Below are 25,714 nucleotides of genomic sequence, written 5' to 3' on the forward strand. Positions count from 1 at the left end.
ATGCCAACCCCATGACCTCTTCGGTCCATGTCGCGAACAGGGCGGCCACCGCGGCCGAGCGCTTCGGCGATGAGTTCGTCATCATCCAGTTCGAGACCGGGCATTATTTCAGCCTGGGCGGGCTCGCGCTGCCGGCGTGGGAAATCCTGCAGGTCCCCGCCTCCATCGAGGGCATGGCGGCCGTCCTGCACGCGGCGGCGGGAGACACCTCACCGGGTCTCGCGCCACTGGCGGCCGAGCTGGAGCGCCTGGTCGCCCGCTTCCTGGAGAGCGGCCTGGTCCTGCCGGCCGAGACCGAGGGCACCCCGCCCGCCATCACCCCTTTCTCCTACGCGCCGGCCGTCATCGAGACCTATTCGGACCTGGCCGACCTGGTTTCGATCGACCCGGTGCATGACGTGGACGCGATGATGGGCTGGCCGCGCTCCGGCGCCGCATGACGCAGGGCGCCACGCCGCCGCACCGCCTGGCGGACCTTGTCCCCGCCCCGCAACTCGCAGCCATCTTCGCGCGGGTGCCGCCCCTCTTCTACCGCATCGGCCCGCTCTCCATCGCCCTGCATGCCGCCGATGCGCGCCTCGCGGCGCTGCTGGGCGGCGCCCTTCACCATGCGCGCAGCGACGGGCCCGGCCCTTGTCACATCCGCGTCGCGGCGGTGGACACGGGGCAGGCCGGGCTTCCCGCGCCGCCCATGGTTCCCGGCACCGAGCACCTCACGCCGCCGATGGATGAGGTGAACCTGCGGGCCGGTGGCCGCATCATCGCCATCCATCAGGCCGGCGCGCGCGCCTGGGAGACCTATGACGCCGCAAGCCGGACCGGCCTGCTTCTCGTGGCCGACGCGGCGCGCGTCGCGCCCTGGGAATGGGCTTCGCCCCTCAAGCGGCTGATCGCCTGGGCCACGCGGGAGGAGCCGTTCGGGCTGCTGCACGGCGCCGTCATGGGCGATGCGCGAGGCGGCGTGTTGCTGGCCGGAACCACGGGCGTGGGCAAATCCACCACCACCGCCGCGGCCCTGCTGGCCGGGATGGGCAGCGCGGGCGACGACGTGACGCTGATCGCCTGGGATCCGGAGGGCACCCCGGTGGCCCATGCCGCCTTCGACGCGGTGAAGCTGAGCGAGGAGACGCTGCGGCTGACCGGTGCGCGGCCGCCCTCAGGCAGCGCGGCCACCGGCCCGGGCCTCGCGAAGCACATCATGCCGCTGCGGCAATTGGGCAAGGGGCGTCTGTCGCCCATGGTTCCCCTGCGGGCCATCCTCCTGCCACGGCTCACCGGGGGCGCGCGCAGCGTCATCGCGCCCGGCTCCGCCGCCGCTGCGCTCCGGGCGCTGGGCCCGGTCTCGGGCTTCGTGATGCGCGTGACGCCGGAAGCGAGTTTCGCCCTGGCGGCGCGCCTCGTCCGCAGCCTGCCCTGCCTGGATCTGGATCTTGGCCGCGATCCGGCCGAGGCGGCCGCCCGCATCGGCGCCTTCCTGGGCGACGGAGCCGTGGGATGACGCGGGGGGATGCGGTCTCCGTCATCGTCACGGCGCTGAACTTCGAGCGCTTCCTGGCGGACGCCATCGGTTCCGTGCAGGCGGAGGAGGCGCCGGTCGCGGAGATCCTGGTCGTCGTCGCCGAATCGCAGGACGGCACGGCGGGGCTGGCCGCCGCCCTGGCATCGGCCGATTCCCGCATCCGCGTCCTCCCCGCGCCGCGGCACAGCCCGGCGCGGTCGCGCAACATCGGCCTCGCGCAGGCCAAGGGCGGCATCATGGCGGTGATGGACGGCGACGATGCCTGGCCACGCGGCTCCCTCGGCCTGCGGCTCGACGCGCTGCGCGGCACAGGCGCTGATTTCGTTCGCGGGATCACCGGCTTCTGCGACCATATCGACCCGGCCACGCTGGCGCCGCCGGCCGGGGCGCGGATCGAGCGGCAACAGACCGTCTGCGTGGGGGCCTGCCTCTATCGCGCCGCCGCGCTGGCCGAGGTCGGCCCCTTCGACGAGACCATGCTCTACGCCGATGACTGGGATCTGCAGCTGCGCCTGCGCGATGCCGGGCTGCGCGAGGCGGCCCTGCCCGATGTGACGCTGTGGCACCGCCGCTATCCCGGTTCCCTGCTGACCACCCCCGACCCTCGGCGGAAGCAGGAGCTGGCCCGTGCCATCGCGCGCTCGGTCGCGCGGCGGCGGGCCAAGGGGGCAGCGTGACGCGGCTTTCCGTGATCGTGCCGGCCTGGCAGGCCGCCGCCACCCTGGCCGAGACCCTGGCCAGCGTCGCGGCCGAGCTGACGCCGGCGGACGAGGTGATCGTCGTGGATGACGGCTCGACCGACGCGACGGCCGAGGTGGCGCGGGCCGCCCTGCCCTCGGCCAAGCTCCTGGTCCAGCCGAACCGCGTGGCGGCGGCCGCGTTGAACCTGGGCATCGCCGCCGCGCGCGGCGCCTGGATCGCGTCGAGCGACGCCGACGACCTCTGGGTGCCCGGACGGATCGCGGCGCAGCTCGCCGCCCTGGCCGAGGCCCCGCGCCTCGCCGGAATCGGTGGGCTGATGGAGAGCTTCGCCTGCCCCAGCCTCCCCGCCGATGCTCCGGCGCGCCGCCAGCTGGGCCTGCCCCCCGTGCCCTGCCTGACGACGGGCGCGCTGCTGCTGCGCCGCGACGCCCTGGAGGCGATCGGGTCCTACGAGGAAACGCTGCGGATCGGCTACAACCTCGACTGGATGCACCGGGCCCGGGCGGCGGGGCTGGCCTTCGAGACCCTGCCGAGGGTGGTGCTGCGGCGGCGCATCCGCCTGGGCTCGCTCTCCTCCCGCGCGGGTGGCTCGGATGCCGGATACATCGAGGTGGCCCGCCGCGCCATCGCCCGGCGCCGCGGCCGCCCCCCTGCGGACAAGGTGCCCCCCTGATGTTCCTGGAGCCGACCCGCTACTGGCCTTCGGCCGAGACCACCTGGCTGCTCGCGGCGGCGCTGCATCCCGATCCGCAAGCCGCTCGAGCCGCCTGGCGCGCCTGGGACGATCCCGGGCGCTTCGACGCGACCAACTGGGCGCAGCTGCGCGTTTTTCCGATCGTCGCTCGCCGCCTGCCGGAACTGGGGCTGGACAGCCCGCTGCTGCCGCGCCTTATCGGCGTGCGCCGCTTCCTCTGGACCAAGTCGCGGATCCTGCACCGCTCCGTCGCGCCGCTGCTGAAGCTGCTGCTCGATGCGGGAATTCCCCTGGTCTTGACCAAGGGGGCGGCACGCATCGCGCTCGACCCGGCTGAGGCGCTGGAGCGCTACAGCCACGATGTGGACGCGCTGGTGCCCGAAGCCGAATGGGGCCGCGCGGCGAGCCTGCTGATGGATGCGGGGATGACGCCGGAGAAACTGACGCGCGCCGAGGTGCTGAACATCCGGCAGCGCTATCACGGCGTCGGGCTGCGACTGGCCGAGGCCAATATCGACCTGCACCTGCACGCCATGAAGCGCAACCGCTGCGTGGGCGATGATGATGGCCTCCGCGCGCGCTCCGTGCCCGGCGTTTTCGCCGGGCTGCCCGTGCATGTGCCCGGCGCGGAGGACCGGCTGGTCATGGCGATCGGCCATGGCCTCCTCCACAGCCCGGGCCGGCCGACCGACTGGGCCTTCGACGCCGCCGCCGCCCTCGCCACGCCCGACTTCGACTGGGGCCTGGTCGAACGCGAGGTGGTGCGGCGCGGCCTCTCCGCCTTCGGGGTCTCGGCCCTTCGCTACCTCCGGCAGGAGCTGGCGCAGCCGGTGCCCGAGGCGGTGATCGCCGCGCTGGAGGCGGATGTGACGCCGGTCTTCGCCGAGGAGCTGGAATGCTTGCACCACGCCTTCTTCGCGCGCACCGCGCGGGAGAGCGTGATCCTCTGCCTGGCCGACATGGAGCGGGCGCGGCGCGCGGCGGCTCTGCGGCCACCCGCACCGCCTTCCGGGACGCCGAGCGGCGCGTGGGAGACCGCCGAGACCCTGCTCGTCGGTCGCCGGGGCGAGGAGGCGGCCGCGCTCGCCGTGCCGGGCTGGGTCGCGCCCGGGGACCGGGTGCGGCTTGAACTCCGCTTCGAGGCGCCGCCGCCGCAGCGCCGCGAGCGCGTGCAGGTGGAACTCAGCTGCTTCGAGGCGCATCCCACCCTGCTGCACCAGCAGGTCGCGACCTCGTCCAAGGGCCAATGGCAGGCGGTGTTCCATCTTCCCGGCGATTTCCTCGCGCTGCGCCAGCCCGCCATGCTCCTCGCGCGGGCCAGCCACCTGACGACCGGGGGACGTGCCAGGGGCATCGCGCTGACGGCCGGGCGCGGCCGGTGGAAGCGGATCTGAGCGGCCCGGCGCATCGGGCGTCGCCGGGATTTCACCGGGCCGCGTCCTGCTTTAGCCTCCCCCGCCAACACAACCGGGAGGAACGAACATGACCGTCACCGTGCAAGCCATGCTGGCCGCCGCCAATGCCGCCGTGCCCCGCATCTCCGGCCTCGAGGCCGTGGCCCTGGCCGAACGGCCGGACGTGCTGATCCTCGACGTGCGGGACGCCGCCGAGGTGAAGACCACCGGCAAGGCCAAGGGCGCGCTCGCCGTCTCGCGTGGGTTGCTCGAATTCCGCGCCGACCCCGAGGCGCCGACGCATGACGCGCAGTTCGACCGCGCCAAGACCATCATCATCCATTGCGCCTCGGGCGGCCGGGCCGCGCTGGCGGGGCAGACGCTGAAGGCCATGGGCTACAATGACGTCCGCAACCTCGGCGGCTTCAAGGACTGGGTGGCGGCGGGCGGCGAGGTCGAGCCCGGCTGAACGGGACACCGCCGACGCGCAAACTTGCCGATCCGGGCGGCCGCGTGTAAGCCCTGCCGCCTGAGATCAACCCCAGAGAAATTAGCAGGTCCCCGCCCATGGCGAAGATGCAGGCCAACCAGATGCGTGCCGGCATGGTCATCGAATTCGAAGGCCAGCGCTACACCATCCTCAAGCAGAACATCATGATCCCGGGCAAGGGCAACGCGATCATCCAGGTGGACATGCGCAACATCAAGACCGGCGCCAAGAAGGACCAGCGCTGGCGCACGGCCGATGTCGTGGAGCGCCTGACCACCGAGGACAAGGAGTTCACCTACTCCTACGCCGATGGCGACAACCTCGTGCTCATGGACCCCGAGACCTATGAGCAGACGCAGGTGCCCTCCGCCATCCTGGGCGACCGCCTGGCCTTCCTGCAGGAGAACATGACGGTGAATGTCCGCCTCATCGAGGGCGACCCCGTCTCCATGGACCTGCCCGAGACGGTCACGCTCGAGATCGCCGAGGCCGATCCGGTGGTGAAGGGGCAGACCGCCTCCTCCTCCTACAAGCCCGCCCTTCTCGTGAACGGCGTGAAGACCATGGTGCCGCCCTTCATCACGGCGGGCGAGAAGATCGTGGTCCGCACCGAGGACGCCTCCTACGTCGAGCGCGCCAAGGGCTAGGCCTTTTCCCCACGAACCCGCCCCTGTCTTTTGATTTGGGCGTCTTCGCGGGGGCCCCGGATTGGCCCTTGCCTTGGGTGGTTCGGTTCATCCTTCGATGGCAAAGCCACCGAAGGGCTCCAGGGGGCGGCGGGTGGGCGGCTCGCGGCCCTGTCTTTTCATGACCGCCTCCTGTTAGGATTTCCGGATGTCCGGCGCTTCCCCTCGGCTCTCCCCTGCCCTCAATGTCGTCGTCTCAGCCGTCCGCAAGGCCGGCCGCCGCCTGCTGCGCGATTTCGGCGAGGTGGAGCAGCTCCAGGTCTCGATGAAGGGGCCGGGCGATTTCGTGAGCCAGGCCGATCTGCGCGCCGAGCAGACCCTGCGCGAGGATCTTCACAAGGCCCGCCCCGGCTTCGCCTTCCTGATGGAAGAGAGCGGCGCCCATGGCGATGCCGACTGGGAATGGCGCTGGGTGGTGGACCCGCTGGATGGCACGACCAACTTCCTGCACGGCATCCCGCATTGGGCGATCAGCGTCGGCATCGAGAAGCGCATCGCCGAGGACAGGACCGAGGTCGTGGCCGGCGTGGTCTACAACCCGGCGGCCGATGAGCTCTTCTGGGCTGAGAAGGGCATGGGCGCCTTCCTGAACGACAAGCGCCTGCGCGTCTCCGGCCGGCGCGAGATGCGCGAGGCGCTCTTCGCCACCGGCATCCCCTTCGCCGCCATCCCGCGCAAGGCGGAGTTCACGCACACGCTCGTGCGCCTGATGCCGCAGGTCTCGGGCGTCCGCCGCTTCGGCTCGGCGGCGCTCGACCTCGCCTGGACGGCGGCGGGGCGTTACGACGGCTTCTGGGAGCTGGGGCTGAACAAGTGGGACATCGCGGCGGGCCTGGTCCTGCTGCGCGAGGCGGGCGGCATCGTCACCGCACCCGATGGCGGGGACCCTTATGCCGAGGGGCATGTGGTGGCCGGCAACCAGCATCTGCATGGCAAGCTGCGCGAGGTGGTGGCCGAGAGCATCGCCGCCGCCGCCCAGGGTGCCGCCAAGGGCCGCGCCGAGGCCGGCTGATGCCCCGCCGGCGGCTCTTCCTGGCGCTGCTGCTGGCTTCGCCCACCACGGCGCCGGCCTTGTCCCAGCCTCTGGGCACGCCCGCCACGCCGCCCGCGGCCCTGCCGCCCATGCCGCCGCTCGACCTGCCGCGCGGCATCACGGAGCTGCCGCAGGGCATCTGGCGCGTGACCTTCCCGGCTGATCGCGACACGCTGGAGGCCGAGCCGCGCGCCGCCCTGGAACGCCTGGGCGCCGCGCTGCAGGCCAGCACCATCGGCCGCATCCTGCTCAACAGCGAGGCGAGCGTCGGCGAGGACCTCTCCACCCATCGCCGCCTGACCCTCGCCCGCGCGCGCGCCGTGAAGGCCGCGCTGGTGGCAGGCGGGCTCACCGAGACGCGGGTGGATATCCGCGCGCTCGGCCGCACGCCGAACGGGCGGGACGCGGTGGACATCCTGAGCCCGACCGCACCGCGCTGACCCCCGATTGAACGGCGCTGGCGCTGGGGCTAAGCCCGCGCCATGAGCCAGACCCGCGCCAATTTCCACACGCCCCGCCACGCCCTGCTGCGCGCGAAGATCACCCGCATCCGCAAGCAGGAGACGGACAGCGCCACCTTCCGCCGCGTGCTGGCCGAGATCGGCGCCATCCTGGCGAGCGAGGCCCTGCGCGACCTGCCCGAGACCACCGCCACCATCCAGACGCCGGTGAGCGCCATGGAGGCCCCGGTGCTGACGCAGCAGGAGCCCTGCCTCGTCGCCATCCTGCGCGCCGGCCTCGGCCTGCTGGACGGCGCGCGCATGGTGCTGCCGGACGCGCCGGTGGGCCATCTCGGCCTGGTGCGGGATGAGCAGACGCTGACACCCAGCGAGTATGTGGTCCGCCTGCCCAAGGACCTCGCCCGCCGCGGCGCGCTGGTGCTGGACCCGATGCTGGCGACCGGCGGTTCGGCCATCCAGGCCATTCATCGCGTGAAGCAGGCGGGCGCGCGCGTGGTGCGCTTCGCCTGCGTGGTGGCCGCGCCCGAGGGTGTCGCGGCGCTCCAGGCCGCGCATCCGGATGTGGCGATCCTGGCCGGCGCGCTGGATGAGCGGCTGAACGAACATGGCTATATCGTCCCGGGGCTGGGCGATGCCGGGGATCGCTGCTTCGGGACGGAGTAGGCTAGTAGCGGATCTTGTCCGGCTTGTTGTCCCACAGCCGGAACGCCTCCAGCGCCTCGCTCGCCAGCAGGCGGCGGATGGGCAGCGCCCGCGACTCCAGCGGGCGCGCCACCTCCTCGTAGATCGCGGCATCGTCGAAGCCGATCGCCGCCGCATCCGCCCGGTCATTGCCATAGACGATCTCGCCGATGCGCGCCCACCAGGTGGCCGAGAGGCACATCGGGCAGGGCTCGCAGCTCGTGTAGAGCACGGCGCCGGTCAGATCATGCGTGCCCAGCGCCGCGCAGGCGGCGCGGATCGCCACCACCTCCGCATGCTGCGTCGGATCACGCCCCGGGACGACGTTGTTCCGCCCCTCGCCGATGATCGCGCCATCCTTGACCACGACGGCGCCGAAGGGGCCGCCGCCCTCGGCGACACCCTGGCAGGCCAGCGCGAAGGCGCGGCGAAGGAACGTCTCTTCCATGGTATCCCCTGCTGCCGGTAGACTCAAGGGATGACCATGCCAGCGCTTTCAATCCTCGATCAATCCACCATCGTCTCCGGCAAGGGGCCGGCCGAGGCGATCCAGGAGAGCCTGGCCATCGCGCAATTGGCCGATCGCCTCGGCTATGCGCGCTACTGGCTGGCCGAGCACCACAACAGCCAGAGCCATGCGGGCTCCGCGCCCGAGATCCTGATCAGCGCCATCGCCGCCACCACGCGGCGCATCCGTGTGGGCAGTGCAGGCGTGATGCTGCCGCATTATTCCGCGCTGAAGGTGGCCGAGCAGTTCCGCGCGCTGGAAGCCATCGCGCCCGGCCGCATTGACCTCGGCCTCGGCCGCGCGCCCGGCAGCGATGGCCGCACCGCCTATGCGCTCAACCCCAACGCGGCGAGTGCGGCCGACCACTTCCCCGCGCAACTGCGAGACCTGCTGGGCTGGCTCGGCGACGGCCTGCCCGAGAACCACCCCTTCCGCGAGGTGCGCGCGAGCCCCGAAGTGGCGACGGCGCCCGAGGTCTGGGTGCTGGGCTCCAGCGATTATGGCGCGCAGGTCGCGGCCTTCTTCGGCCTGCCCTATTGCTTCGCCCACTTCATCACCGACGGGCGGGGCGCGGCCGAGGCGCTGCACATGTACCGCGAGGGCTATCGCGACATGCGCGGCCAGCCGGCCCACGCCGCCGTCGCGGTCTATGCGCTGGCGGCCGATACGGTGGAGGAGGCCGAACGCCTCTTCGCGCCGCGCGCGCTCTGGCGCCTGTATCGCGACCGCGGCAGCTTCCCGCCCTTCCCCACCGCCGAGGAGGCGCTGGCGCACCCCTATTCCGAATCCGAGCGCGCACGAATCGAGCGCATGCGGGCGACGGCCATCATCGGCACGGGCGAGCAGGTGCGCGACCGCCTCGCGGCCCTCACGGCGGAGCTTGGCGCGCAGGAGGTGGCGGTGCTCACCCCCTGCCATGACGCGGCCGCCCGCGCCCGCAGCGTGACGCTGCTGGCCGAGGCCTTCGGCCTCACGAAACCCATGCCGATCGCCGCCGAATAGCCGGTGGCCTGGCGGGGCGGGTTGACGCGGCACCCCCACGGGTGGACCGTCTCGTCATCCTTTCCAGACTAGATTGCGAGCATCCATGGCAGCCCCGACCAGCGCCCCCAGCGCCGCCCAATCCTTCCCGGACCGGCTGCGCAGCCTGGCCCCTGGCCTCGGCGTCTGCCTCGTCATCGCGGCCATCGCCATCATCATCCGCAACATGACCGGCATCGCGGCCCTCAACCCGGTGGTGGTGGCCCTTGTGCTGGGCGTGGGGCTGGGTGCCGTGATCGGCCGGCCGGCCAGCCTCAAGCCCGGCATCAGCTATGCCGTGCGGCCGGTGCTGCGGGCCGCCATCGTGCTGCTGGGCTTCCAGGTGACGCTCGGCATGCTGGCCTCGCTCGGCCTCGGCGCGCTGGTGCTGGCCTTCCTCGTGGTGGGGCTGACGCTGCCCTTCACCATCTGGCTTGGCCGCGTCATGGGCGTGGACCCGAAGCTCTCGCTGCTCATCGGCACCGGCACCGCGATCTGCGGCGCGTCGGCCATCGTCGCCGCCAACCAGGTGGCACGCGGGCGCGATGAGGATGTGACCTACGCGCTCGCCGTCATCACGCTTTGCGGCACGGTGGCCCTGATCCTCTTCCCCTATCTGGGGGAGCTGATGGGCATGTCGGCCAATACCTATGGCCTCTGGGCGGGGGCCGCGATCCATGAGGTGGTGCAGGCGGTGGGTGCGGCCGCGGCCGGCGGGCCGGAAGCGGCGCAGACCGGCACGGTGATGAAGCTCGCCCGCGTCTTCCTCCTCGCCCCCGCGGTCGTCGCGCTGGGCTGGTGGGTGGCGCGCAGCCACATGGGCGAGGCCGGGCACGCCAAGGCGCCCGTGCCCTGGTTCGCCTTCGGCTTCCTGGCGCTGGTGGTGATCGGCAGCACGGGCCTGGTGCCGAAGCTGGTGGTGGATGCCTCGCGCTTCGTCGTGCCGATCATGCTGGCGGCCTCGGTCGCGGCCCTCGGCCTGCAGACCGACCTGCGGGCGCTGCATGCGCGGGGTGCGGCGCCGCTGCTGCTCGGTGTCGCCGCCACGCTCTTCATCACAGTCCTCGCGCTGGTGGGTGTCGCCGTCATCTGACGGGCAGCGCCACCAGATTCTGCGTCACGTAGATCTCGCAGTGCTTCACGTCATAGGGGGCGAGCGGCAGCAGCGCGCCGTTCAGGCAGAGCCGGTGGATGGCGTATCCCGGCAGGGCCTCGAAGATGTCGCGCATCGTCACGCGCGTCGCGATGTTGGCGGGGATGAATTCCAGCTGGATGACGCGGATGCGCTGCGCCGCGATGGCGCGCGCCGCGCCCTTCAACACGTGCAGATCGTGCCCTTCCGTATCAATCTTCAGGAAATCCACCGTCCCGATCCCCTGCGCCTCCAGATAGGCGTCGAGCGTCGTGCAGGGGATGCGGTGGCTGGTGACGGCCTCCGTGTAGAGCGCCACCGCCTCCCGGCTCAGGCTCGCCTGTGTGGAGCCGTCCTGGCCCGCGAAATCGAAAAGCTCGAGCGTTCCGGAGCTGTCGCCGAGCGCCGCCTGCACCAGCGTGACGCCCGGCTGGTCCAGGCGGGCGGCGAGGCGGGCGAAGGTGCGCGGATGCGGCTCGAAGGCGTGGATGCGGGCATTGGGTGCGAGCCGGCGCAGATGCTCGGTGTAGAAGCCATGGTTCGCGCCCACATCGAGCAGCACGCCGCCCTGGAGTTGCGGCGCGATGCGCGCGAGGAACGCCTCCTCGCCCCGCGTCAGCCCATGGTTGCCGGGGAAGTTGATCGCGATCCCCTGGCAGCGCAGCGCGAGGTCATGGAGCGCCCGGCCGAACCAAGCGCCGGCCGGCCGGTTCGCCACCCAGATCAGCGGATAGGCCAGCCGCGCCAGCGCCTGGCGCAGCCGGCTGGGGCGCCAAAGGCCCGTCGTCACGCGCTCCGTCGAGTCCAGCATCCGCCCGCTCCCGCCATCGGCGCCAGCGTGAACGCGGCCATGACGCCCCGGCTGCATGACACGGCGTTCATGCGCGCAGCGGGAGCGACTCAGCAGGCGATGGCGTCGAACACGCGCGAGGGCGCGACGAATTCCTCCTGCGCGGCCACCGTCAGCAATTCGCGCGAGCCCGCCTCGGCCGTGCGTCGCAGCACGCCGAAGACGGAGGAGGCGGCCGCCGAAACCGCGGACCCAGCATCGCCGCTGCGCAGCCGGTGGAACAGGAAGAGCGCCGCGATCGCATCGCCCGCGCCGTTCACGCTGACCGGCAGCAGGGGCGTGGTGACGCGCCAGAAGCGCCCTCCCTCGGCGGCCAGCATGCCGATGGTGCCTTCCGGCATGTCCGGCAGGTCGAGGCTGGTCAGCAGCACGCAGCGCGGGCCCAAGGTCTGGAGCGCCGTCACCGCCGCGCGGGCCGAGGCGAGGTCCGTCACCCTCATCCCGGTGAGCCATTCCAGCTCGAAGCGGTTGGGCGTCGCGATGTCGGCCATGGGCATGGCGCGGTCGCGCAGGAATTCGGGAATGCCCGGCCGCACATAGATGCCGCGCCCGTCATCGCCCAGCACCGGGTCGCAGCACCAGAGCGCCGCCGGGTTCGCCGCCTTCACCTCAGCCACCGCATCGAGGATGGCGGCGCCGATTTCGGCATCGCCCATGTAGCCGCTCAGCACCGCGTGGCAGGCGGGCAGCGCGCCGCGCTCACCGATGCCCCGCACGCAGTCGCGGATGAGCGGCGCGCCGAGCACCTGGCCGCGCCAGGCGCCATAGCCCGTGTGGTTGCTGAACTGCACCGTGTGGATGGCCCAGACCTCGGCGCCGAGGCGTTGCAGGGGAAACATCGCGGAGGCGTTGCCGACATGACCATAGGCCACCCAGGACTGGATCGAGAGGATGTTCATCACCCATCCGGCATAGCCGCTCCGGGCCTGCTTGCAAGCAGGGCGCGGTGGATGCCACGCTGCCTTTCCCCGAGATGGAGGCCCATCCATGTTGCGCTTCGTCCTTGCCGCCCTGCTCATCCCCGGCATCGCCCTCGCCCAGGCCTGGCCTGAACGCCCGGTGCGCGTGATCGTCCCCTTCCCGCCCGGCGGCGCGACCGAGGCGGTGGCCCGGCTGGTCGCGCAGCATTACCAGGAGGTGTTCGGCCAGCCCTTCGTCGTGGAAAGCCGCTCCGGCGCCTCGGGCATGCTGGGCACGGAAATGACGGCGCGCGCCGCGCCCGATGGCTATACGCTCGCGATGACGGCAAGCGGCCCGCTCTCGATCCTGCCGCAGATGCTCCAGGCCGGGTATGATCCGATCCGCAGCTTCGAGCATGTGCTGCTGCCCTCGGTGACGCCGCTGATGATGGTGGTGCCGACCAACCGGCCGCCCAACACCATGCAGGAATTCGTGGCCTGGGCCGGCACGCGTCGGGGGCAGATCAACTACTGCTCGATCGGCGTCGCCTCGCCCTCGCATCTCTCGGCCGAGATGTTCGCGCGCGCGATGAACGTGGAGATGACGCATATCCCGCATCGCGGCTCCGGCCCGGCCGTGGTGGACACCATCGCCGGCCATTGCGACGTGCTGTTCGACAGCTCCTCCTCCTCCGGCCCGCATGCGCGCGGCGGGCGGCTGAAGGCGCTCGCCATCACGACGCGCGAGCGCCACCCCTCCTGGCCCGACCTGCCGACCATGGCCGAGCAGGGGGCGGTGGGCTACGCCTCGCAGACCTGGTCCGGGCTGGTCGCCCCCGCCGGCACGTCGCCCGCCATCGTGCAGCGGCTGAACATCGAGGGCCGCCGCTTCGCCACCAGCGCGCGGGAGCGCGAGCGCATCGTGGCCCAGGGCGGCGTGGTGGTGGATCTCACGCCGCAGCAATTCCGCGATTTCCTCCAGACCGAAATCGCCGCCTGGGGCCAGGTGATCCGCGCCGGGAACATCCGCGCTGAATGAACTGGGATGACGAGTTCTTCCTCGCCGCCCGCATCGGGCTGGCGGCGCTGTGCTTCTATGCGGGCCATGTCGGCTGGCGGATGGGCATGGGCTATGTGCACCACCCCGATCGCCGCCTTCGCGGCCTCGTTGGCGCGCTGCTCATGGTACTGGTCGGCCTGCTGCATCTGGGCAGCGGGCTGGATGAGGGGATCCGCAAGGCAGGCATCCAGGTCGAGCTGATCAACTGGGTCTGGCTCGGCGTGGACACGCTCGTCCCGCTCTTCTTCCTGCGCATGGCGCACGCCTTCGCGGCGCGCGACCGGCTGGAGGCGCAACTGGCCGATGCCGCCGAGCATGACCCGCTGACCGGCCTGCCCAACCGCATGGGCTTCGCGCGCATGGCCGAGGCGGTGCTGGCCCGCGCCGCCCGCCAGGGCCAGCCGAGTGTCGCCGTCATGCTCGACATCGACCACTTCAAGGCGGTGAATGACGGCTGGGGCCATGGCGCGGGTGACACCCTGCTGAGGGGCGTGGCCCATGCCGCGAAGGGCGCCATCCGCCGCGAGGATGCGCTGGGACGCGTGGGCGGCGAGGAATTCGCGATGGTGCTGCCCAACCTGACGCCGGAGGAGGCGCTGCCGCTGGTCAACCGCATGCGCGAGGTGATCATGACGACGGTGCCGCATCCCGGCGCGCCAGCGCGCATGCTGACACTCTCGGCCGGCATCGCGGCCGTCGCCCATTCCGATGCTGCGGCGCTGGAGGCCGCCTTCAACGCGGCGGATGCGGCGCTCTATGCGGCGAAGGAAGGCGGGCGGAACCAGGCGCGGATCGCGGGCGCCGCGTAGGTCAGGGCGCCTCGCCCTTCGCCATCCGCGCCTCGATGTCGGTCAGGGCGCGCGGCAGGTCGGCGATGGAATCCACGACGAGATGCGCGCCGGCCTCGGTCAACTCAGCCGTGGCGCGCGCCCGCATCGCGGCCTTGTCGGCCTCGCTCGCCACGGCCATCTCCGCCTCGGACAGGCCCGCGATATTGCCGGACAGCGCGAAGCCCACGGCCCAACAGCCCGCATTGCGCGCCTCGCCGATCCCGGGCGGCGTGTCGTCGCACTTGACCACCATCTTCGCGGGCCAGACGCCCATCCGCGCCATGGCATGCCACATCTGCAGCGGGGCCGGCCGGCCGGCGGGCAGATCGCCCGCGCAGACCATCACCTCCGGGGAAAAGCCCTGCGCCGCGGCGAGGGGTGCCAGTTCCTCCATGATGGGGCGCGTGTAGCCGGTGGTGGAACCCACGCGGATGCCGCGCGCCTTGCACCAGTCGAGCGCCTCGCGCGCGCCGGCGATGAGTGTCGAATGCTCGGCCGTCTTCACGGCGACGACGTTGAGCGGCTCGAAGACGGCGAAGATCGCCTCCATGTCCGCCTCGTTGAAGTCATGCCCGTGCTTCGCGCGCCAGGCCGCGTTCACCGCGCGGCCGACGAGGCGGATGTGGTCGCGCTTGGCCAAGCCCATGGGGCCGCGCGCATCGGCGATGCTGATGGTGACGCCGAAATGCGCGAAGGCCTTCACGAAGGCGGCCATGGGCGCGCGGCTGCCATGGTCGAGCACGGTGCCCGCCCAGTCGAGGATGACAGCCTGGATCATGGGGGGAACTCCATCCGCATCAGGTCGGCCAGCACTTCCTCCGCCAGGCCGAAGGCGGTGGAGGCGCCGGTGCCGGAGGTGACGGAAACCAGGCGCACGCCGGGCAGTGGCGCCTCGAAGAAGGCATCCTCCGGGCCCGAGGGATAGACGCCGATCCAGCGCTCTGTCACAGGCGGCGGCGCGCCCAGCACGGCGGCGAATTCCTCCAGGATCAGCGCATCCACGCCCTCCGGCTGGAAGGGGTCGGGTGTAGCCGCGTAGTGGTGGCTGTCGCCCACGACGAGGCTCCCATCGGCCGATTGCACGACGATGAGGTGCACGCCGTTGTCGAGCTGCGGCTTCTGCTCGGCATCGAGCCGCGCGCGCAGCGCGGGCAGCGAGGGCGCGCCGTGATAGCCGCGATAGCGGTGCAGGCCGAGGTCGCTCATCACCGGCGCGGGCAGCCTCCAGCCGGGATCGGCGAGGCGCAGCATGTGCAGCTTGCACAGCGTCGTCCGCCGCGCGGCGAAGGCCTCGGGGAAGAGCGAGACGAGGTCCGTGCCGGGGCACACCACGATGTGCGGCGCGGCGAAGCGCCCGCGCGGCGTATGGACCGCGCCCGTCTCCACGGCCAGCGCCGCGCATTGCGGAAACAGCGCCACGCCATGCCGCTCGGCCAGCCAGGCGCGCAGCCGGGGCAGCGCATCTCGGCTTTCCACGCGCAGCTCATGCGGCGAATGCAGCGCGCCGAGCAGGCCGGGGGCGAATGGCCCCGGCAATTCGCCGGGACGGAGGATGCGGCAGCCCTCCCCCATCGGGCCGGCCGCGAATTCCTCGATCACGGCCAGCGCCTCGGGCCGGCGCGCCGCCATGAGCAGGCCGCGCTGCAGGATGGGGATGCCCGCCTCCTCCGCGACCTGAGCCCAGACGGCGCGCGCGCGGCGGGCGCGGCGCCAGGTGTCGGGCCAGCCCTGGCCCGTGACGGTGACGAAGCCGAAATTGCGGATGGAGGCGCCATTGGGCTGCGCGTCCCGGTCCAGCACCGCCACGCGATGCCCGGCCCGCGCCGCGGTCAGTGCATGCGCGAGGCCCAGGATGCCATGACCCACCACGATCAGGTCATAGCTGCGTTCCATCCGACTGGCTCCCTGCCTTACGGCCGCTTGCCGCGCGCCCCGTTCTCCCGCTCCACCGCATGGCCGGCGGCCAGCACCAGGCCATCCTGCCAGGGCTTGCCGATGATCTGCGCGGCCACCGGCAACCCGCCCTCGCCATGGCCGGTGCAGATGGTGAGCGCGGGCCAGCCCAGCAGGTTGAAGGCGATGGTGAAGTTGGGCTTCTCGAGGCTCGCCCATTTCGGCACGTCGCGGATCTTCGGGGCCTCGCCGGGCGCGGCGGCGGTCAGCAGCAGGTCCACATCAGCCGCGGCCGCGAAGCTGCGCGCGATGAGGTCGCGCCGCACCCGCTGCGCCTGGACATAGTCGCCCGCCGAGAGCAGGCCGCCCAGCGCCAGCCGGCCGCGCAGGAACTCGCCGTATTTCAGCGGCCGGCTGCGCATCCACTCCTCATGTACCGCCCAGGCTTCGCCCGAGAGCGTGACCCAACCCGCCGCGTTGAACTCATGCAGCGAGGGCAGCGTGACGTCCACGACGGTGGCGCCCAGTTTGCGCAGGATCTCGGCCGTCTCGTTGATGCCCTTGAGCGTCGCGGCGCTCACGGGATTGTCCTGCTCATGCATGTGGCGGATCAGCCCGACGCGGCGGCCGCGCCAATCCTGCGCCAGGTCGAAGCGCGGCGCCGGCCGGTCGGCGCTGCCGGGGTCGCTCGGGTCATGGCCCGCCATGGCTTCGAGCAGGATGGCGCAATCCTCGCTGGTCCAGGCCATGGGGCCGGCGTGGTCCAGCGTCTGCGCCAGCGGATAGATGCCGGTGCGCGAGCAGAGCCCGTAGGTCGGCTTGATGCCGGCGATGCCGCACAGCGCCGCCGGCCCGCGGATCGAGCCGCCCGTGTCCGAGCCCGTGCCGCCCAGGATCAGGCCCGCGGCCACCGCGGCACCCGTGCCGCTGCTGGAGCCGGAAGTGAAGCATTCCGTGTTCCATGGGTTGCGCGCGGGCGGCCAGGGCAGGTCGAAGCTCGGGCCGCCGAAGGCGAATTCGTGGGTGGCGAGCTTGCCCATCAGCACCACGCCCGCATCGCGCCACTTGGCGACGGTGACGGCGTCCTCGACCGGCACATTGTCGATGAGTTGCGCCGAATGGCAGGTCGTGCGGATGCCGGCGGTCGAGTAGATGTCCTTGTGGCCGATGGGGATGCCATCGAGCCTGCCCTTCAGCGTGCCGGCCATCTGTCGCGCCTCGGCGGCCTTGGCGTCGGCAAGGGCGCGCTCGGGCGTCTCGAGGATGAAGGCGTGCAGCGCACCGTTCTGGGCGGCGATGCGCGACTCGCATTCGCGCATGAGCTCGACGGGCGAGAGCTTCTTCGCCGCGATCAGCGCAGCGGCTTCGGCGATGGTCGGGATCATGCTCACTTCTCCGTCGCGGCTGGCCGCGCTGCGAAGCCGACATTGAAGGTGAAGGCCGGCTCCGCCACCAGCTTCGGCGCGGGCTTGCGCAGCGCCTCCAGCATGCCGGCCAGCTTCGCGTGCGCGTGGCGCAGATCCTCGACCTCCGCGGCGGGCAGGCTGATGCCCGCCTGGGCCATCAGCGTGGCGAAGTGATCGGGCGGGAGCGGCTCGGGCATCGGGATCTCCATTTCTGCTGCGCAGCAGCATAGCTTGCCACGCTTGCAGGCCATGCGAAGCGGGGGCTAGCCTTCCTCCCAAGAAATAATTTGAGGAGGACACGGCGGCATGAAGGTCGGAGACGCCATCGCGGAAATCATGCGGCGCGAGGGGATCGAGGTGCTCACCGGCTATCCGGTGAACCACATGATCGAGCATTGCGCGGCCATCGACATCCGGCCTGTCATGGTGCGGCAGGAGCGCATCGGGCTGCACATGGCGGACGCCATCAGCCGCGTCACCTCCGCCCGCAAGCTCGGCGCCTTCTGCATGCAGCACGGCCCGGGCGCCGAGAACGCCTATGGCGGCGTGGCGCAGTGTTTTGGTGAAAGCGTTCCGGTCCTGGTCCTGCCGATGGGCTATCCGCGCCGCATCGCGCATGTGCCGCCCAACTACAACAGCACCATCCAGATGAAGGGCATCACGAAGTCCACCGAGGCGATCATGTCCGCCGCCGAGGTGCCCAACATCATGCGCCGCGCCTTCGCCCGCCTGCGCAATGGCCGCGGCGGCCCCGTGGTGGTCGAGATCCCGACCGACATGTTCCAGGAGGAGATGCCCGAGAACTGGAGCTACACGCCGGTCCTCGCCGTCCGCTCCGCGCCCGACCCCGCCGATGTGAAGCGCGCGGCGGAAATGCTGCGGAACGCGAAGCGCCCCGTGATCTATGCCGGCACCGGCATCCACTGGGCGAAGGCCTGGCCGCAGCTGCGCGAGCTGGCCGAAATGCTGGCCGCACCCGTGACGACCAGCCTCGGCGGGAAGTCTTCCTTCCCGGAGGATCATCCGCTGGCGCTGGGCTCGGGTGGGCTGGCCATGCCGCATCCGGTGCGGAAATTCCTCGATGATGCCGATGTGATCTTCGGCGTCGGCTGCTCCTTCACCGAGACGAATTTCGGCATCAAGATGCCGGCCCAAACCAAGGATGGCGGTCCCAAATACATCCACGCGACGCTGGACCCGGATCACCTCGACAAGGACATCCGCTGCGACATCGGCCTGCTCGGCGATGCGCAGCTCGTGCTCCAGGCGCTGATCGACGAATTGCGCGGCATGGCGGCCCGCCCGCATGCGCCTGTTCAGGCCGCGATCGAGGCGCTGCGCGCGCCCTGGCTCGCCAAATGGGCCGAGAAGCGAGATTCCAACGACGCGCCGCTCAACCCCTATCGCGTGCTGCGCGACCTCTGGCGCACGGTGGACCCGGACCAGACCATCATCACCCATGATGCGGGCTCGCCGCGCGACCAGCTCTCGCCCTTCTGGATCAGCCGCACACCGCTCTCCTATCTGGGTTGGGGCAAGACGACGCAGCTGGGCTACGGCCTCGGCCTCGCCATGGGGGCCAAGTTGGCGGCACCCGACAAGCTCTGCATCAATGTCTGGGGCGATGCCGCCATCGGCTTCACGGGGATGGATTTCGAGACCGCGGTGCGCGAGCGCATCCCGATCCTCTCCATCCTGCTGAACAACTTCTCCATGGCGATCGAGCTGAAGATCATGGCGCTCAGCACGGAGAAGTTCCGCACCACCGACATCAGCGGCAACTATGCCGAGATGGCGCGCGCCTTCGGCGGCTATGGCGAGCGCGTGCTCACGCCGGACCAGATCGTGCCCGCCATCCAGCGCGGCATCGAGCAGACGAAGAATGGCACCCCTGCCCTTCTGGAGTTCATCACCTCGAAGGAAACGCAGGTGTCGCGGTTTTGATCCAGCCCGCATCCGCCTTGCGGCAGCGGCCCCCGCGAGGAGGACCGCTGCCTGGCACGGACGCCTCAGGCGGCCGCGTTGCCCGCCTGCTTGCCGGAACGACGGCCGCGAAGAGCGGCCAGCCCGAGCAGGCCAGCACCGAACAGCGCGATGCTCGCCGGCTCCGGCACGGCCACGGTCAAGACCGAGGGCGCTCCGTTCTGGCGGCCGAAGTACAGCGTCGTGGCACCCGTGTTGCTGAGCACCACGGACTCGGTGATCGCGGAGGTCGGCCCGGCCGTCGTGCTGCCGATGCGAACGCCGCCCTGATAGACGCTCACGCCGTCATCATGGGTGATCGTCAGCCGGGTTCCGGCCGAGAGCACGCCCAGGCCGATGGTGTAGAGCGAGCCATACTGGTAGTTGGCAGCGCTGCCGCTGGAGCCCAGGAAACTGGCCAGCGTGCTGAAGTTGGCGCCGCTCGGAAGCGGCAGGCTGCCCGCGCCGGAATAGCTCGAGATCGCGCCCGCATTGGCTCCGAAGAATGCCGAGTTAAGATCGCCGGCGTTGTTGTTGTTCTGCGGCGGGCCGACATTGAAGGACAGCGGACCATTGTAGTTGAAGGTCGCTGTGATGGCCCCGGCCGCATTGAAGCCGGTGGCGGGGTTGGCGGCATCGAACTGCGCACCGCCCTGGTTCGCGGTCCGCACCGTGAAGCTGTAGCTCGGCCCGGCCATCGCACTGGTGGCCAGCGTTGCGACCAGCGCGCAGGTCGCGCCGCCCGCCATCAGGATTCGCTTGAACGTCGAAAACATCTTGGTCTCTCCTTCGCGGGCCACGGAATGTGTCGCCGCAAACCTCGGAGAGCAAAAAGCGTGCCTGGATATTTTATGTTTTATTTCAATCCATTGATCCGTCGCCTCCCTTCTCCGCGCCGCAACCGTCAAGTTTTCCGACAAGCCGCCCAGGCCTTCCCGCCGGCCTGCCACGGGCAGCCAGCACGTCCACCCAACAACCCGAGGTAACGCGACCCCCATGGCAACCGTCCAGATCGACAAGGTGCGAAAAAGCTTCGGCAGCACCTCCGTGCTTCACGGGGTCTCGGTCGACATCGAGGATGGCGAGTTCGTCGTCCTGGTCGGCCCCTCGGGCTGCGGCAAGTCCACGCTGCTGCGCATGGTGGCAGGCCTTGAGAACATCACGGGCGGCGAGATTTCCATCGGCGGGCGTGTCGTGAACAACGTGCCGCCGAAGGACCGGGACATCGCCATGGTGTTCCAGAACTACGCCCTGTATCCGCACATGACCGTCTTCGAGAACATGGCCTTCTCCATGAAGCTGGCCCGCGCCTCGAAGGAGGTGATGCAGACCGAGGTCGCGCGCGCCGCGAAAATCCTGGGCCTGGAAAACCTGCTCGACCGCTATCCGCGCCAGCTCTCGGGCGGGCAGCGGCAGCGCGTGGCGATGGGCCGCGCCATCGTGCGCGACCCGCAGGTCTTCCTGTTCGACGAGCCGCTCTCCAACCTCGACGCCAAGCTGCGTGTGCAGATGCGCTCCGAGATCCGCGAGCTGCACCAGCGGCTGCGCGTCACCACCATCTATGTGACGCATGACCAGATCGAGGCCATGACCATGGCGGACAAGATCGTCGTCATGGAGCTCGGCCATATCCGCCAGGCCGGGCCGCCGCTGGAGCTTTACGACAAGCCGGCCAACCTCTTCGTCGCGGGCTTCATCGGCAGCCCCGCGATGAACCTGCTGGAAGGGTGCATCGAGCACGGCGCCTTCCTGACACCGGAGGGCGTGAGCTGGCCCTTGCCGCCTGGCACCTACCCGGACGGCCCGGCCGTCTATGGCATCCGCCCCGAGCATTTCCGGCTGGCCGGCGACGGCATGCCGGCCGAGGTCATCGTCGTCGAGCCCATGGGCAGCGAGACGCTGGTGATGCTCCGCATGGGCGAGACCAAGCTGAACGGCGTCTTCCGCGAGCGGATTTCCGCCAAGCCGGGCGAGCGGCTGCCCATCATGCCCTCGGCCGCGCAGGCACATCTCTTCAACAAGCAGACCGGCGACCGGATGTAACCGGGCGTCCAACAGACCACAGGGAGAGACAACGAACATGACCTTCAGCATCACCCGCCGCCTCGTGGGCGGTCTTGGCGCAGGCCTCATCGCCGGCGAGGCGCTCGCCCAGAATGCGAGCAACATCGCGGCCGCGAATGTCGCGCCGCCGCGCCTGCCGATCGAGAATGGCGCGACACTGCGCGTGCTGCGCCCCGTGCGCTTCGTCCAGCCCGATGAGGACGTGTTCCGCGCGAACGCCGCCCGCTTCACCCAGGCGACCGGCGTGCAGGTCCGCGTGGATTTCGTGGCCTGGGAGGACATCACCCAGCAGACGGGCGTCACCGCCAATACCGGCGCCGGCCCCGACGTGATCATCGGCTTCAACGAGGCGCCGCACGTCTTCCAGGACAAGCTGATCGAGGTCACCGACATCGCCGAATATCTCGGCGCGAAATATGGCGGCTGGAAGAAGCTGGCGCTGCGCTACGGCCGCCGGCACAACACCAACAACTGGATCGGGCTGCCCTTCGGCGCCTCGGGCGGCCCCTTCGTCTGGCGGAAGTCCGTCGTGAACGAAGCGGGCTTCCAGAGCATCCCGGAAGACCATGCGGGCTTCCTGCGCCTCTGCCAGGCGCTGCGCCGCGCGGGCAAGCCGGCCGGCTTCGCGCTGGGCAATGCAGTGGGCGACGGCAATGCCTTCGCCAGCTGGCTGATCTGGTCCTTCGGCGGCCATCTGGTGAACGAGGACGGCACGCCCGGCATCAACAGCCGCGAGACCATCGCGGCACTCAACTACCTGCGGGAACTCTACCCCACCTTCATCCCCGGCACGCTCGCCTGGGGCGACATCAGCAACAACCGCGCCTTCGCCTCGAACGAGTGCTTCCTCACGCAGAACGGCGTCTCGCTCTACTTCTCGATGAAGAATGACCCGGCGACGGCGCCCATCGCCGCCGACACGGAACACAGCCTGGCGTCGAAGGGCCTTGCCGCCTCGCCGCCCAATGCTGGCCTCACGCTCAACGCCATGGTGTTCCGCCACACGCGCTTCCCGAACGCGGCCAAGGCCTTCCTCGCCTTCATGATGGAAGCGCCGCAATACGACCCCTGGCTGCAGGCCAATATCGGCTACTGGGCGCAGCCGCTGAACGCCTACAACGCCTCACGCACCTGGCAGGGCGACCCCAAGGTCGCGATCTTCAGGGACACGATGGATACGGACTTCTGGAACGGCTTCAAGGGGCCGATCACGGAAGGCTCGGCAGCTGCCAACGCCGACTATGTGATGGTGCAGATGTGCGCCTCGGTCGCCTCCGGCCAGGCCACGCCCGAAGCTGCGGCACGCGAGGCCGAGCGCCGCGCCGCGCGCTTCTTCCGCCGGCGGTAAGCCCAAACCCAGCGACACTCCGCGCGGCAGCCGCCGCGTGGAGACTGCCCCACGGGAGTAGCCTGATGGACGCCACCACCCAGATGCATTGGTCCCGGATGCGCCCGCCGCAGACGGCGCTCTCCCGCTTCTTCGACAACAAGGCCGTGCTTATCATCGCCTGCCTGCTGCCGGCGATGGGCCTGCTCGGCGTCTTTCTCACCTATCCGCTGGGCTTGGGCATCTACCTCGCCTTCACCGATGCCACGATCGGCCGGCGCGGAATCTATGTGGGCCTCGAGAACTTTGAATATCTCTTCACCGACCCGATCTTCTGGAACGCCGTCTTCTTCAGCGTCTTCTACACGGCCATCGCCACCATCGGGAAATTCGCCCTCGGCCTCTGGCTTGCCTTGCTGCTCAACCAGCATATGCCGTTCAAGTCGCTGATCCGGGCCATCATCCTGCTGCCCTGGATCGTGCCCACCGTGCTCTCCGCCATCGCCTTCTGGTGGATCTACGACCCGCAATTCTCCATCATCAGCTACGTCTTCGTGGACGTGCTGGGCTGGCGCACCACCAATATCGACTTCATCGGCAGCGAATGGCCGGCGCGCTTCTCGCTCATCGTCGCCAACATCTGGCGCGGCATCCCCTTCGTCGCCATCTCGCTCCTCGCCGGGCTGCAGACCATCTCGCCCTCGCTCTACGAGGCCGCGCTCCTCGACGGCGCCTCCGGCTGGCAGCGCTTCCGCTACATCACCTTTCCGATGCTGATGCCCATCCTCGCCATCGTGATGACCTTCTCCATCATCTTCACCTTCACCGATTTCCAGCTCGTCTACGCCATCACGCGCGGCGGCCCCGTCAACTCCACCCACCTGCTGGCCACCCTCGCCTTCCAGCGCGGCATCCCGGGCGGACAACTCGGCGAAGGCGCGGCCATCGCCGTCTCGATGATCCCCTTCCTGGTCTTCGCCACCCTCTTCAGCTACTTCGCCCTCGCCCGCCGCAAGTGGCAGCAGGGCGAAGGCAATGACTGAAGGGCCGCGCGTGACGGGCTGCGCCGCAGGGGCTTTTCCCCTGTACCCCACCAAAGGCCGGGGGCCTTTGGAAACCGCTCAAGGGGTTTTGGGAGAGGGGCCGTGCCAAGCTCCGGGCCCGAAGCCCCGCTCCGCCCCTCTCCCAAAATCCCATCACATGGGTTCCGAGGGCCTGGGGCCTCGGCGGGGAGTGCGAGGGGCAGCGCCCCTCGCCGCGCAACCCCGACCCATGCCGCACCTTCAGACAGGGCCTACGCCATGAGCCAAGCTTCGACGGCCGCGCCGGAGACGATGCAGTGGGACAGTCGCGCGCGCCGGATGGTGCTGCTGTGGATCCCGCTGGCCTGCTTCCTGCTGATCCTGCTCTTCCCGTTCTATTGGATGACGGTGACGGCCTTCAAACCCGATGCGGAGCTCTATGACTTCGCCACGCACAACCCATTCTGGATCACCTCGCCCACGCTGCAGCACATCCGGAAGTTGCTGTTCGAGACCTCCTACCCTTCCTGGCTGTGGACGACGATGATGGTCTCGGTGGGGGCGACCTTCCTGTCGCTCTTCGCCAGCACGCTCGCCGCCTATGCGATCCAGCGGCTGCGCTTCCGCGGCAGCCAGTATGTCGGGCTTGCGATCTACCTGGCCTATCTCGTGCCGCCCTCCATCCTCTTCATCCCGCTGGCGACGATGGTGGTTCAGCTCGGCCTTTTCGACAGCCCGATGGCGCTGATCCTGGTCTACCCGACCTTCCTCGTGCCCTTCTGCACTTGGCTCCTCATCGGCTACTTCAAGTCGATCCCGTACGAGCTGGAGGAATGCGCGCTGATCGATGGGGCCACGCGCCTGCAGATCCTGCGGCAGATCACGCTGCCGCTAGCGGTGCCGGGGCTGATCAGCGCGGGCATCTTCTCCTTCACGCTGAGCTGGAACGAGTTCATCTACGCGCTCGCCTTCATCCAGAGCAGCGAGAACAAGACCGTCCCCGTCGCGATCCTGACCGAGCTGGTGACGGGCGATGTCTATCAGTGGGGCGCGCTCATGGCGGGCAGCCTGCTCGGCTCGCTGCCGGTCGCGATCTTCTACTCGTTCTTCGTGGACTACTATGTCAGCAGCCTGACCGGTGCTGTGAAGGAGTAGCGCCCGCTCCTCCGTCGGGCGCCTATTCCGTCTGGCGCTGCGCGGTGGCGAGGTGGACCTCGCCATTGCGCCGCGTGCGGTCCGCGAGGCCCGATGCGCAGTTCCAGTCCTCGAAGATGTCGCTGCCGGGGCTGGTGACTTCCATCTTGGCCTTCACGCGGCAGACCAGGCGCTGGGTCGAGGCGGGGCTGCCGCCATGCCAGCGGCGCAGCGCGGTGGACCAGCTTCCCGTCTCACGCGCCCAGCGGGCCATCATGCCGCCGGCCCAGTCGGCCGAGGCATCGGGGTTCAGTGGCCAATGCGAGTTGCGGGCGTGCACGCGGGCATTCACCTGCACGCAGCCAGCCATGACGCTGCGCCGCGGCGGCGCGCTGTTCAGCAGCTGGCGGGCGGCTTCCTCGGTCGCCGGGAAATGGGCACGGCCGCCGATGGACAGCGCATAAGCGTGCAGGCCGCTTTCGGCCAGGGCCACCGCGGTCAGCAGGCCGGCGGGCAGGCCGTGCACCTGCTCGGCCCGCTGGGTCGCCTGGAGGCAGGCGGCGCGGGGCGAGAGCTGGGCCGTGCCGCGGGGCATGTCGGAGGCCAGGACGGGGATCAGCTCCTGCGGGGCGTCGCGCATGCGGGGTGTGGCGGAGGGCGGGCGGGCGCGCTGGGCGCTGCGCGTGTTGGCGGGCCGGCGGGCGGCATTGGCGCCGCTGGGGCGGGCCGATGGGCTCGCAGCGGGCCGGGGCGTCGGGCGCGCCGGTGCCGAGACGGCCGGGCGGCTCGCGGCCTGGGGGCGGGCTTCGGTGGCGCGCGCGGTCCCTGGCAGGGCCCAGGTGAACGCGCCCAGCACCCAGGCCGTGAAGGCGCCGAGAGCGAGGCCACGAAGGCTTCCCCGGGGGAAGGACCCGCGCTGCACGACGCGGTGCGGCGCGCGAACCAGT

Annotated in this window: 28 protein-coding genes; 19 read left to right on the forward strand and 9 right to left on the reverse strand. The window is 70.4% G+C overall.

The window, feature by feature from the left end; all coding sequences use genetic code 11:
* Positions 1-11: 11 nt before the first annotated feature.
* The 10 genes from ACQ860_RS03555 to upp all read left to right on the forward strand — a co-directional run bounded on the left by ACQ860_RS03555 (position 12) and on the right by upp (position 7,642).
* On the forward strand, positions 12-440 hold the full coding sequence (locus ACQ860_RS03555) for a hypothetical protein (RefSeq protein ID WP_431302032.1): 429 nt from the start codon (positions 12-14) through the stop codon (positions 438-440).
* A complete protein-coding gene (locus ACQ860_RS03560) occupies positions 437-1,498 on the forward strand; it encodes a hypothetical protein (protein WP_431302033.1) in 1,062 nt (353 codons plus the stop codon). Before ACQ860_RS03555 ends, ACQ860_RS03560 begins: the two co-directional genes overlap by 4 nt.
* On the forward strand, positions 1,495-2,196 hold the full coding sequence (locus ACQ860_RS03565) for a glycosyltransferase family 2 protein (RefSeq protein WP_431302034.1): 702 nt from the start codon (positions 1,495-1,497) through the stop codon (positions 2,194-2,196). Before ACQ860_RS03560 ends, ACQ860_RS03565 begins: the two co-directional genes overlap by 4 nt.
* Entirely contained in the window at positions 2,193-2,894 is a 702-nt protein-coding gene (locus ACQ860_RS03570; RefSeq protein WP_431302035.1) for a glycosyltransferase family 2 protein, read from the forward strand. Before ACQ860_RS03565 ends, ACQ860_RS03570 begins: the two co-directional genes overlap by 4 nt.
* Positions 2,894-4,309 (forward strand): nucleotidyltransferase family protein, encoded by a 1,416-nt coding sequence (locus tag ACQ860_RS03575; protein ID WP_431302036.1) that lies wholly within the window; start codon positions 2,894-2,896, stop codon positions 4,307-4,309. The genes ACQ860_RS03570 and ACQ860_RS03575 overlap by 1 nt, the downstream gene beginning before the upstream one ends.
* A gap of 88 nt (positions 4,310-4,397) precedes the next feature.
* Entirely contained in the window at positions 4,398-4,778 is a 381-nt protein-coding gene (locus tag ACQ860_RS03580) for a rhodanese-like domain-containing protein (protein WP_431302037.1), read from the forward strand.
* Between the two features lie 98 nt (positions 4,779-4,876).
* Entirely contained in the window at positions 4,877-5,446 is a 570-nt protein-coding gene (gene efp, locus ACQ860_RS03585) for an elongation factor P (RefSeq protein WP_431302038.1), read from the forward strand.
* Between the two features lie 187 nt (positions 5,447-5,633).
* On the forward strand, positions 5,634-6,497 hold the full coding sequence (locus tag ACQ860_RS03590; protein ID WP_431302039.1) for an inositol monophosphatase family protein: 864 nt from the start codon (positions 5,634-5,636) through the stop codon (positions 6,495-6,497).
* The gene (locus ACQ860_RS03595; RefSeq protein WP_431302040.1) at positions 6,497-6,958 is read left to right on the forward strand and encodes a hypothetical protein; all 462 of its coding nucleotides are present in this window, start codon (positions 6,497-6,499) and stop codon (positions 6,956-6,958) included. The genes ACQ860_RS03590 and ACQ860_RS03595 overlap by 1 nt, the downstream gene beginning before the upstream one ends.
* A gap of 42 nt (positions 6,959-7,000) precedes the next feature.
* Positions 7,001-7,642: a uracil phosphoribosyltransferase gene (upp, locus tag ACQ860_RS03600; RefSeq protein ID WP_431302041.1), complete on the forward strand. Its 642-nt coding sequence runs from the start codon at positions 7,001-7,003 to the stop codon at positions 7,640-7,642.
* 1 nt (position 7,643) lies between these two features.
* On the opposite strand, the gene ACQ860_RS03605 is transcribed toward upp, so the two are convergent.
* Positions 7,644-8,108, reverse strand: coding sequence for a nucleoside deaminase (locus tag ACQ860_RS03605; protein ID WP_431302042.1), 465 nt, complete (start codon positions 8,106-8,108; stop codon positions 7,644-7,646).
* A 36-nt stretch (positions 8,109-8,144) separates the two neighbouring features.
* Here ACQ860_RS03605 and ACQ860_RS03610 point away from each other — a divergent pair, with 36 nt between their 5' ends.
* On the forward strand, positions 8,145-9,170 hold the full coding sequence (locus tag ACQ860_RS03610) for an LLM class flavin-dependent oxidoreductase (RefSeq protein WP_431302043.1): 1,026 nt from the start codon (positions 8,145-8,147) through the stop codon (positions 9,168-9,170).
* A gap of 85 nt (positions 9,171-9,255) precedes the next feature.
* Positions 9,256-10,281 carry a YeiH family protein gene (locus ACQ860_RS03615; RefSeq protein ID WP_431302044.1) on the forward strand — a complete coding sequence of 342 codons (1,026 nt, stop codon included), beginning with the start codon at positions 9,256-9,258 and terminating at the stop codon, positions 10,279-10,281.
* Here the strand turns inward: ACQ860_RS03615 and ACQ860_RS03620 are convergent.
* Together ACQ860_RS03620 and pdxY are read right to left on the reverse strand one after the other, a co-directional pair.
* Complete coding sequence (locus tag ACQ860_RS03620; RefSeq protein WP_431302045.1) at positions 10,274-11,131, reverse strand: FkbM family methyltransferase; 858 nt, start codon at positions 11,129-11,131, stop codon at positions 10,274-10,276. The genes ACQ860_RS03615 and ACQ860_RS03620 overlap by 8 nt on opposite strands.
* 89 nt (positions 11,132-11,220) lie before the next feature.
* On the reverse strand, positions 11,221-12,069 hold the full coding sequence (pdxY, locus tag ACQ860_RS03625; protein WP_431302046.1) for a pyridoxal kinase PdxY: 849 nt from the start codon (positions 12,067-12,069) through the stop codon (positions 11,221-11,223).
* Between the two features lie 88 nt (positions 12,070-12,157).
* On the opposite strand from pdxY, the gene ACQ860_RS03630 reads away from it, so the two are divergent.
* A complete protein-coding gene (locus ACQ860_RS03630) occupies positions 12,158-13,108 on the forward strand; it encodes a Bug family tripartite tricarboxylate transporter substrate binding protein (protein WP_431302047.1) in 951 nt (316 codons plus the stop codon).
* Positions 13,105-13,938, forward strand: coding sequence for a GGDEF domain-containing protein (locus ACQ860_RS03635; RefSeq protein WP_431302048.1), 834 nt, complete (start codon positions 13,105-13,107; stop codon positions 13,936-13,938). The genes ACQ860_RS03630 and ACQ860_RS03635 overlap by 4 nt, the downstream gene beginning before the upstream one ends.
* 1 nt (position 13,939) lies before the next feature.
* On the opposite strand, the gene phnX is transcribed toward ACQ860_RS03635, so the two are convergent.
* The 4 genes from phnX to ACQ860_RS03655 are packed head-to-tail and all read right to left on the reverse strand — an operon-like array spanning position 13,940 to position 17,455.
* Complete coding sequence (gene phnX, locus ACQ860_RS03640) at positions 13,940-14,737, reverse strand: phosphonoacetaldehyde hydrolase (protein WP_431302049.1); 798 nt, start codon at positions 14,735-14,737, stop codon at positions 13,940-13,942.
* A complete protein-coding gene (locus tag ACQ860_RS03645) occupies positions 14,734-15,852 on the reverse strand; it encodes a TIGR03364 family FAD-dependent oxidoreductase (protein ID WP_431302050.1) in 1,119 nt (372 codons plus the stop codon). The genes phnX and ACQ860_RS03645 overlap by 4 nt, the downstream gene beginning before the upstream one ends.
* Before the next feature lie 17 nt (positions 15,853-15,869).
* On the reverse strand, positions 15,870-17,237 hold the full coding sequence (locus ACQ860_RS03650) for an amidase (RefSeq protein ID WP_431302051.1): 1,368 nt from the start codon (positions 17,235-17,237) through the stop codon (positions 15,870-15,872).
* 2 nt (positions 17,238-17,239) lie between these two features.
* Entirely contained in the window at positions 17,240-17,455 is a 216-nt protein-coding gene (locus ACQ860_RS03655) for a hypothetical protein (RefSeq protein WP_431302052.1), read from the reverse strand.
* A gap of 109 nt (positions 17,456-17,564) precedes the next feature.
* Here ACQ860_RS03655 and ACQ860_RS03660 point away from each other — a divergent pair, with 109 nt between their 5' ends.
* Complete coding sequence (locus ACQ860_RS03660; RefSeq protein ID WP_431302053.1) at positions 17,565-19,202, forward strand: thiamine pyrophosphate-requiring protein; 1,638 nt, start codon at positions 17,565-17,567, stop codon at positions 19,200-19,202.
* 65 nt (positions 19,203-19,267) lie between these two features.
* Here ACQ860_RS03660 and ACQ860_RS03665 read toward each other — a convergent pair whose 3' ends face one another.
* Entirely contained in the window at positions 19,268-19,996 is a 729-nt protein-coding gene (locus ACQ860_RS03665) for a PEP-CTERM sorting domain-containing protein (protein WP_431302054.1), read from the reverse strand.
* A 220-nt stretch (positions 19,997-20,216) separates the two neighbouring features.
* Here ACQ860_RS03665 and ACQ860_RS03670 point away from each other — a divergent pair, with 220 nt between their 5' ends.
* From ACQ860_RS03670 to ACQ860_RS03685, 4 genes are all read left to right on the forward strand, one after another.
* Positions 20,217-21,263, forward strand: coding sequence for an ABC transporter ATP-binding protein (locus tag ACQ860_RS03670; protein WP_431302055.1), 1,047 nt, complete (start codon positions 20,217-20,219; stop codon positions 21,261-21,263).
* Positions 21,264-21,300: 37 nt separating this feature from the next.
* On the forward strand, positions 21,301-22,632 hold the full coding sequence (locus ACQ860_RS03675) for an ABC transporter substrate-binding protein (protein WP_431302056.1): 1,332 nt from the start codon (positions 21,301-21,303) through the stop codon (positions 22,630-22,632).
* A 65-nt stretch (positions 22,633-22,697) separates the two neighbouring features.
* Positions 22,698-23,654: a carbohydrate ABC transporter permease gene (locus ACQ860_RS03680; protein WP_431302057.1), complete on the forward strand. Its 957-nt coding sequence runs from the start codon at positions 22,698-22,700 to the stop codon at positions 23,652-23,654.
* 258 nt (positions 23,655-23,912) lie between these two features.
* Positions 23,913-24,788, forward strand: a complete 876-nt coding sequence (locus ACQ860_RS03685) for a carbohydrate ABC transporter permease (protein WP_431302058.1) — start codon at positions 23,913-23,915, stop codon at positions 24,786-24,788.
* Between the two features lie 22 nt (positions 24,789-24,810).
* Here the strand turns inward: ACQ860_RS03685 and ACQ860_RS03690 are convergent, their stop codons facing one another.
* The gene (locus ACQ860_RS03690) at positions 24,811-25,623 is read right to left on the reverse strand and encodes a transglycosylase SLT domain-containing protein (protein WP_431302059.1); all 813 of its coding nucleotides are present in this window, start codon (positions 25,621-25,623) and stop codon (positions 24,811-24,813) included.
* Between the last annotated feature and the right edge of the window lie 91 nt (positions 25,624-25,714).

The sequence above is a fragment of the Sediminicoccus sp. BL-A-41-H5 genome (genome assembly GCF_050632405.1).
Classification (GTDB): Bacteria; Pseudomonadota; Alphaproteobacteria; order Acetobacterales; family Acetobacteraceae; genus Roseococcus.